The following is a 6890-nucleotide window of genomic DNA, read 5'->3' as shown; positions in this document are numbered from 1 at the left end:
TTTTTTTTGTTATACCTTGGTGTTAAACCCGGGGCTACCCACCCCCCTGGGGTTAACCCGCCCCCAAACCCCCCCCGGGGGCCCCCGGGGGGGGCCCCCCGGCGGGGGCCCCCACCCCGCGGCTGGCGCTACGCTTTGGGGCTCCATCTGGCGTAAAAAAAGCCGCACCGTGTGCGGCTTGTCGGCTACTGTCATTATAGCCAATACACCACCACGTACAGTCCCAGCCACACCACGTCCACAAAGTGCCAGTACCAGGCCGCGCCCTCGAACGCGAAGTGGTTGTCCGGCGTGAAATGCCCCTTCAGCACGCGGTACAGCACCACCGACAGCATGATCGCGCCCATCGTCACGTGGAAGCCGTGGAAGCCGGTCAGCATGAAGAAGGTCGAGCCGTAGATGCCCGACGTCAGCTTCAGGTTCAGCTCGGTGTAGGCGTGGTGGTACTCGTACGCCTGGAAGCCCATGAACACGGCGCCCAGCAAAATGGTGGCGAACAGCCAGATCGCCGTCTGCGCGCGATGGCCGGCGCGCAGCGCGTGGTGGGCGATGGTCAGCGTCACGCCCGAGGTCAGCAGCAAGGCGGTGTTGATGGTCGGAATCGGGAACGGGCCCATGACCTGGAACTCCTCGACCGTGCCGGCGGGACCGGTGCCGCCCCAGTGCGGCGCAAAGTCCGGCCAGATGAACTTGTGGTCGAGGTCGCCCAGCCACGGCATGGTGATGGTGCGCGCATAGAACAGCGCGCCGAAGAAGGCGCCGAAGAACATCACCTCGGAGAAGATGAACCAGCTCATCGACCAGCGGTACGAATGGTCGATGCGCTGGCTGTACAGTCCGCCCTCGGACTCCTTGATGGCGTCGCCAAACCAGAAGTACAGCACCACCAGCGTGGCCAGGATGCCGAGGCCGTTGGCCACCGGCCCCCACGACGCGTCGTTGACCCAGGCGGCGGCGCCGGCCATCGTCACCAGCAGCGAGATGCCCGCCAGCAGCGGCCAGCGCGACGGACCAGGCACGAAGTAATACGGCGCCGCGGCATTATGTGAACTCATCTTCATCTCCCCATTCACTTTATTGAGCTACTACGAATTTGACGATTGATATCAGCAATCCTATGAACACAGCCACCGCCAGCAAGGCCGCGATGAGGATGTGGACCGGGTTCAGCCCGCGCTGGTCCACATCGAAATCGCGCTTGCGGCGCAGTCCCGCAAACGACCACAGCACGGCCTTCAGCGTGTAGAAAAAGCCGGGCTTGTCCGCCATCTCAGTTGGCCGCCGTCTTCACCAGCCCGCCGCCGACCTCGAAGAAGGTGTACGACAGCGTGATGGTTTTCACATCCCTGGGCAGCTTCGGATCGATGTAGAACACCACCGGCATCTGCCGCGCCTCGTTCGGCTTCAGCGTTTGCTGCCGGAAGCAGAAGCACTCCACTTTCATGAAATACGGCGTCGCGTTCTGCGGCGCGTAACTCGGTATCGCCTGCGCGTTCATTTCGCGTTGCTGCGTGTTGACCACCTCGTAGGTCACGGTGTTCAGCTCGCCGGGATGCACGGTCATGCTGGCCTGCGTCGGCCGGAAGCGCCATGGTCCCTGGGCGTTGCCGTCGAACTCGATGGTCACGCTGCGGCTGGCGTCCACCTGCGTGTTGACCGGACGCTCGACCGTGCCGTCCTTCTGCGTCAGCACGTTCAGGCCCAGCGCTTCGCAGATCTGGCGGTAGAACGGATTGAGCGCGTAGGCAAAGCCGAACATCACCACGGCGATGACGATCAGCTTGCCCAGCAGCTTGCGGTTCTCAGTCATGTCAGCTCAGCCAGATGCGCTTGACGAATACCGATGCGAAGAAGAACGCCACCAGCGCGCACAGCCACAGCGCGGTGCGGGTGTTGTTCGGTTTCTTGTGCCCGTTCATGCTTATTTGAACTGCGGCGGGGTTTCAAACGTGTGGAACGGCGCCGGCGACGGCACGGTCCACTCCAGGCCCTCGGCGCCTTCCCATGGCTTGGCTTCCGCCTGCTTGCCGCCGCGGATGGTCGGCAGGATCACGAAGAACAGGAAGAACACCTGCGACAGGCCGAAACCGAAGGCGCCGATGGTGGCGATCATGTTGAAGTCGGTGAACTGCGCCGAGTAGTCGGCGTAGCGGCGCGGCATGCCGGCCAGGCCCAGGAAGTGCATCGGGAAGAAGGTGATGTTGAAGGTGATCAGCGAGGCCCAGAAGTGGATCTTGCCCATCGTCTCGTTGTACATGTGGCCGGTCCATTTCGGCGACCAGTAGTAGAAGCCGGCGAACAGCGCGAACAGCGAGCCAGCCACCAGCACGTAGTGGAAGTGCGCCACCACGTAATAGGTGTCCTGCAGCTGGATGTCGATCGGCGTCACCGCCAGGATCAGGCCGGTGAAGCCGCCGATGGTGAACACGAAGATGAAGCCGACCGCGAACAGCATCGGCGTCTCGAACGTCATCGAGCCGCGCCACATGGTGGCGATCCAGTTGAACACCTTCACGCCGGTCGGCACGGCGATCAGCATGGTCGCGTACATGAAGAACAGCTGCGAAGTCACCGGCATGCCGGTGGTGAACATGTGGTGCGCCCAGACGATGAACGACAGGATGGCGATCGACGCGGTGGCGTACACCATCGACGCGTAGCCGAACAGCTGCTTGCGGGCGAATGCCGGCAGGATCTGCGAGACGATGCCGAACGCCGGCAGAATCATGATGTACACCTCGGGGTGGCCGAAGAACCAGAAGATGTGCTGGTACATGACCGGGTCGCCGCCGGCGGCCGCGTTAAAGAAGGTGGTGCCGAAGTGGCGGTCGGTCAGCGTCATGGTGATGGCGCCGGCCAGCACCGGCATCACGGCGATCAGCAGGTAGGCGGTGATCAGCCAGGTCCAGCAGAACATCGGCATCTTCATCAAGGTCATGCCGGGGGCGCGCATGTTGAGGATGGTGACGATGATGTTGATCGAGCCCATGATCGACGACGCGCCCATCAGGTGCATGGCGAAGATGGCCATGTCCATGCCCGGTCCCATTTGCGTGGACAGCGGCGCGTACAGCGTCCAGCCGGCGGCGGTGGCGCCGCCCGGCGCCAGGAACGAGGTGGCCAGCAGGATGGCCGCCGGCGGCAGCAGCCAGAACGAGAAGTTGTTCATGCGCGCGAAGGCCATGTCGGAGGCGCCGATCTGCAGCGGGATCATCCAGTTGGCGAAGCCGACGAAGGCCGGCATGATGGCGCCGAACACCATCACCAGGCCGTGCATGGTGGTCAGCTGGTTGAAGAACTCGGGCTGGAAGAATTGCAGGCCGGGCTTGAACAGCTCGGTGCGTATCATCAGCGCCAGCACGCCGCCGGACAGCAGCATGATGAACGAGAACCACAGGTACAGCGTGCCGATGTCCTTGTGGTTGGTGGCAAACAGCCAGCGCGCCGCGCCATGCGGGTGATCATGCGCATGATCGTGATCGTGGCCGTGATCCAAAGTAGTAGTGCTCATCTGTAACGCTCCTGATTACTTACGTGCAGCCACAACTTCGGCTGGTTGAACGATGTTTTCCTCTGCCTTGTTCGTCCAGCTATTGCGGGTGTAGGTGATCACAGCCGCGATATCCGTATCCGACAGTTGTTTCCATGCGGGCATTTCGGACGGGTACTTCCCGCTCTTCTTACCGTGCAGCAGCACGTTGATTTGTTCCGCTTTCGGGCCGTTGACCACCGGCGAGCCATCCAGCGGCGCGAAGGCGTTGGGCACGCCCTTGCCGTTGGCCTGGTGGCACACCACACAGTTGGTGGCGTAGACTTTTTCGCCCTTGGTCTTGAGCTCGTCGATGGTCCAGGTCTTGTTCGGATCATCGGCCAGCGCGGCCATTTCTTTTTTCTTGCCATCGACCCAGGTCTTGTACTCGGCGTCGGTCACCACGCGCACCACGATCGGCATGAAGGCGTGCTCCTTGCCGCACAGTTCAGAGCAGTAGCCGCGGAAGGTGCCGGTGTGCTCGGCCTTGAACCAGGTGTCGCGCACGAAGCCGGGGATCGCGTCCTGCTTGACCGCGAAGGCCGGAATCGACCACGAGTGGATGACGTCGTTGGCGGTGGTGATCAAACGAATCTTGCGGTGTACCGGCACCACCACTTCATTATCGACTTCCATCAGGTAGTTGTCGCCGCGCTTCTCGGTCGGCTCAAAGCCCGGCGCGCCCACTTGCGCGCGCGGCGTGGACAGGTTGGACAGGAAGGAGATGCCCTCGCCCTCGCCCTTCAGGTAATCGTAGCCCCACTTCCATTGCATGCCGGTGACCTTGATGGTGATGTCGGCATTGGAGGTGTCCTTCATGCCGACCACGGTGCGGGTGGCGGGCAGCGCCATGCCGATGACGATCAGGAACGGCACGATGGTCCAGGCCACCTCGACGGCGGTGGATTCGTGGAACGTGGCCGGCTTGTGGCCCAGCGACTTGCGGTGCTTGAAGATGGAATAGAACATCACGCCGAACACGCCGATGAAGATGACCAGGCAGACGCCCATCATCCAGTTGTGCAGGCTGTAGACTTCGGTGGCGATCTGGGTGGCGGGAGGTTGCAGCGTCAGTTCGCCGGCGACGGGGCCGCCAGTGCCGCCGGTGGCGCTGCCGTAGGTGCCGGTTGCGGTGTCAGCTGCCCACGCCGGAGCCCCGGCGGCCAGCAGGGCCAGCCCGAGCATCAACGCTTGAAGTCGCTTCGCATATGTCATGTTTTCCCCAACTGCCCAAGAAATTAAAAATATTTTTTTAACGTCTTACCGGCTATCGGTGAACTGAACCGGCGACGCTCCTTAAACAACAACATCGCATCGGGATGGCCGACGCATGATTCTGCTTAATTCAACTGCTCGTTCGTGCTCGATGTAACCTGGGTTTGCCTAGTCGGCAAAGTTAGTGATTGATTATATAGAACAAAAACGTAGCACATCAAGCAATAAACTATTGTTGTTGCCACACGCCGTTACGCCGCATGGCAACATGAAACCCGCATTCAGCGCGGCTTGCGCGGCGGGTCGAAACGAATGATCGCTTCGCCTTTGGAAGTGACCTTGGGCGCCGGGCGGAACGCATGACCGTAGATAACTTCAAAGGTCAGGCCCAGTTTGCCGTCGCCGCGGCGGCCGCGTTCCAGCGCATCCAGCATGCGCTGCCAGGCCGCCTTGCCCATCATGCTGCGACGCAGCGTGGTGAGCGGATTGCCGCCCAGCGCACGCACGTCGGACAACAACGCTTGCGGCGTGTCGTAGGTCACCGTGATGGTTTCCATGTCCAGCACCGGGGTCGAGAAGCCGGCTTCGACCAGCTGGTCGCCGAAGTCGTGCATGTCGACGAAGGGCAGCACGTGCGGCGCCAGGTCGGCCTCGGCAAAGGCGGCGCGCAGCTCGCGCAGCGTGTCCGGGCCGAAGCAGGAGAACATCAGCAGGCTGTTCACGCGCAACACGCGGCGCCATTCGGCGAACACGCGGTCCGGCTGCGGATGCCAGTGCAGCGCCAGGTTGGACCAGACCAGGTCCAGAGCGTTCGGTCCCAGCGGCAATTCGGCAAAATCGCCGCACACCAGGTCGACGCCGCTTTTCGACGGCAACAGCTTGCTCAACAGCTGGTTCAGCGACGACGGTTTGGCTTCCGGGCCCGGCACCGCGCGCAGCATGGCCTCGGCGGCGTCCAGGCCCAGGATCTGGGCGGCGGGATACGCCTTTTGCAGCAGGGGCAGATCGGCGCCGGTGCCGCAACCGGCGTCCAAAACGCGCGAAGGCGCTATTTTAATCAATTCCAGCCGATCGAACATGCGCGAAGATACTTCCCGGCGCAGAAAATCTGCGGCGGCGATGCGTTGCGGACGGGAAAACAGCTGGCGGACGCGCTCCAGGTCGATGGGCGCGCTCAATTTCGGGGGATTCGCGGGGACTTGCATGAGGATAGGTCGTTGTAATGCGATAATGTCGGCAGTGTACATGGTTGAACGCCATCGCGACGGCCGTTGCCCCGCTTTTCGGGTGAAAACATGGCATGAATAACAACAATGCACCGGTCGGACGACGCGGGCGCTATCACGCGCCGCTGCGCGCGTTGCTGCGGCGAAGCGCGGCCGGCCTGCTGCGTCACCTGCTGCCCAACGCCTGCGCGCTGTGCGGCGGCGACAGCGACGACGCGCTGTGCCCCGGCTGCGAAGCGCAGTTCTTCGGCCCGGACGCCGCCGTGCCGCGCTGCATGCGCTGCGCCAATCCGCTGCCCGTCGCCTCGCCCAGCCAAGCCAGCGGCGCCGGTCCAGCCGGACCGCCGTCGCTGCTGCTGCCGCCGTCCGCGATGCAACTGTGCGGGGTCTGCCTGGCCGACGCGCCGGCCTTCGACCGCACGGTGGTGGCGGCCGACTACGCGCTGCCGCTCGACCAGCTGGTATTGCAGCTAAAATTCGGCCACCGCCTGGCGCTGGCCCCGTTGTGCGCGCGGCTGCTGCGCGACGCCGTGCAGCAAGCCCCGGACGTCACGCTGCCCGCCCTGCTCTGCCCGGTCCCACTGGGGCCGCGCCGGCTGGCCGAACGGGGCTACAACCAGGCACTGGAAATCGCCCGGCCGCTGGCGCGCAGCCTCGGCCTGGCCCTGCACGCGCAACTGGTGCTGCGCGTGCACGACACCGCCGCCCAGAGCAGCGTCGCGCCCGACCGGCGCCAGCACAACATTGCCGGCGCCTTCGCCGTGCCGGACGCCGCGCTGGTGGCAGGCCGCCACATCGGCGTCGTCGACGACGTCATGACCAGCGGCCGCACCCTGAACGAACTGGCGGCCACGCTGAAGCGCCACGGCGCCGCGCGCATCACCAACCTGGTGTTTGCGCGCACGCCGCCGCATTGAATT

General features: G+C 63.6%; 8 protein-coding genes. 1 reads left to right on the top strand and 7 read right to left on the bottom strand.

Features of this window, described 5'->3' with window-relative positions:
- Positions 1-194: 194 nt before the first annotated feature.
- The 7 genes from FHW58_RS25885 to FHW58_RS25860 form a co-directional block, all read right to left on the bottom strand.
- Positions 195-1055 (bottom strand): cytochrome c oxidase subunit 3, encoded by an 861-nt coding sequence (locus FHW58_RS25885; RefSeq protein WP_179676063.1) that lies wholly within the window; start codon positions 1053-1055, stop codon positions 195-197.
- 19 nt (positions 1056-1074) lie between these two features.
- Positions 1075-1269, bottom strand: a complete 195-nt coding sequence (locus tag FHW58_RS25880) for a DUF2970 domain-containing protein (RefSeq protein WP_179676062.1) — start codon at positions 1267-1269, stop codon at positions 1075-1077.
- Between the two features lies 1 nt (position 1270).
- Complete coding sequence (locus FHW58_RS25875; RefSeq protein ID WP_179676061.1) at positions 1271-1810, bottom strand: cytochrome c oxidase assembly protein; 540 nt, start codon at positions 1808-1810, stop codon at positions 1271-1273.
- Position 1811: 1 nt separating this feature from the next.
- Positions 1812-1919, bottom strand: coding sequence for a cytochrome oxidase small assembly protein (locus FHW58_RS27345; RefSeq protein ID WP_218892884.1), 108 nt, complete (start codon positions 1917-1919; stop codon positions 1812-1814).
- A 2-nt stretch (positions 1920-1921) separates the two neighbouring features.
- Positions 1922-3511, bottom strand: a complete 1590-nt coding sequence (gene ctaD / locus FHW58_RS25870) for a cytochrome c oxidase subunit I (RefSeq protein ID WP_179676060.1) — start codon at positions 3509-3511, stop codon at positions 1922-1924.
- Positions 3512-3526: 15 nt separating this feature from the next.
- Positions 3527-4714: a cytochrome c oxidase subunit II gene (coxB, locus tag FHW58_RS25865; protein ID WP_373996733.1), complete on the bottom strand. Its 1188-nt coding sequence runs from the start codon at positions 4712-4714 to the stop codon at positions 3527-3529.
- A 311-nt stretch (positions 4715-5025) separates the two neighbouring features.
- Positions 5026-5949 (bottom strand): methyltransferase domain-containing protein, encoded by a 924-nt coding sequence (locus FHW58_RS25860; protein WP_179676058.1) that lies wholly within the window; start codon positions 5947-5949, stop codon positions 5026-5028.
- Between the two features lie 95 nt (positions 5950-6044).
- Between FHW58_RS25860 and FHW58_RS25855 the strand changes: the two genes are divergently transcribed.
- Positions 6045-6887 (top strand): ComF family protein, encoded by an 843-nt coding sequence (locus FHW58_RS25855; protein ID WP_179676057.1) that lies wholly within the window; start codon positions 6045-6047, stop codon positions 6885-6887.
- The last annotated feature ends 3 nt before the right edge of the window (positions 6888-6890 follow it).

It is taken from the genome of Duganella sp. 1224, assembly GCF_013408245.1.
In the GTDB taxonomy this organism is placed as follows: Bacteria; Pseudomonadota; Gammaproteobacteria; order Burkholderiales; family Burkholderiaceae_D; genus Rugamonas.
This window is presented reverse-complemented; position numbering and strand designations above follow the sequence as displayed.

Bases quoted from the DNA above. Each gene is read 5' to 3' on its own strand.
- FHW58_RS25875 (WP_179676061.1), bottom strand. From the start codon at position 1,810: ATGACTGAGAACCGCAAGCTGCTGGGCAAGCTGATCGTCATCGCCGTG.
- coxB (WP_373996733.1), bottom strand. From the start codon at position 4,714: ATGCTCGGGCTGGCCCTGCTGGCCGCCGGGGCTCCGGCGTGGGCAGCT.
- FHW58_RS27345 (WP_218892884.1), bottom strand. From the start codon at position 1,919: ATGAACGGGCACAAGAAACCGAACAACACCCGCACCGCGCTGTGGCTG.
- FHW58_RS25880 (WP_179676062.1), bottom strand. From the start codon at position 1,269: ATGGCGGACAAGCCCGGCTTTTTCTACACGCTGAAGGCCGTGCTGTGG.
- ctaD (WP_179676060.1), bottom strand. From the start codon at position 3,511: ATGAGCACTACTACTTTGGATCACGGCCACGATCACGATCATGCGCAT.
- FHW58_RS25860 (WP_179676058.1), bottom strand. From the start codon at position 5,949: ATGCAAGTCCCCGCGAATCCCCCGAAATTGAGCGCGCCCATCGACCTG.
- FHW58_RS25855 (WP_179676057.1), top strand. From the start codon at position 6,045: ATGAATAACAACAATGCACCGGTCGGACGACGCGGGCGCTATCACGCG.
- FHW58_RS25885 (WP_179676063.1), bottom strand. From the start codon at position 1,055: ATGAGTTCACATAATGCCGCGGCGCCGTATTACTTCGTGCCTGGTCCG.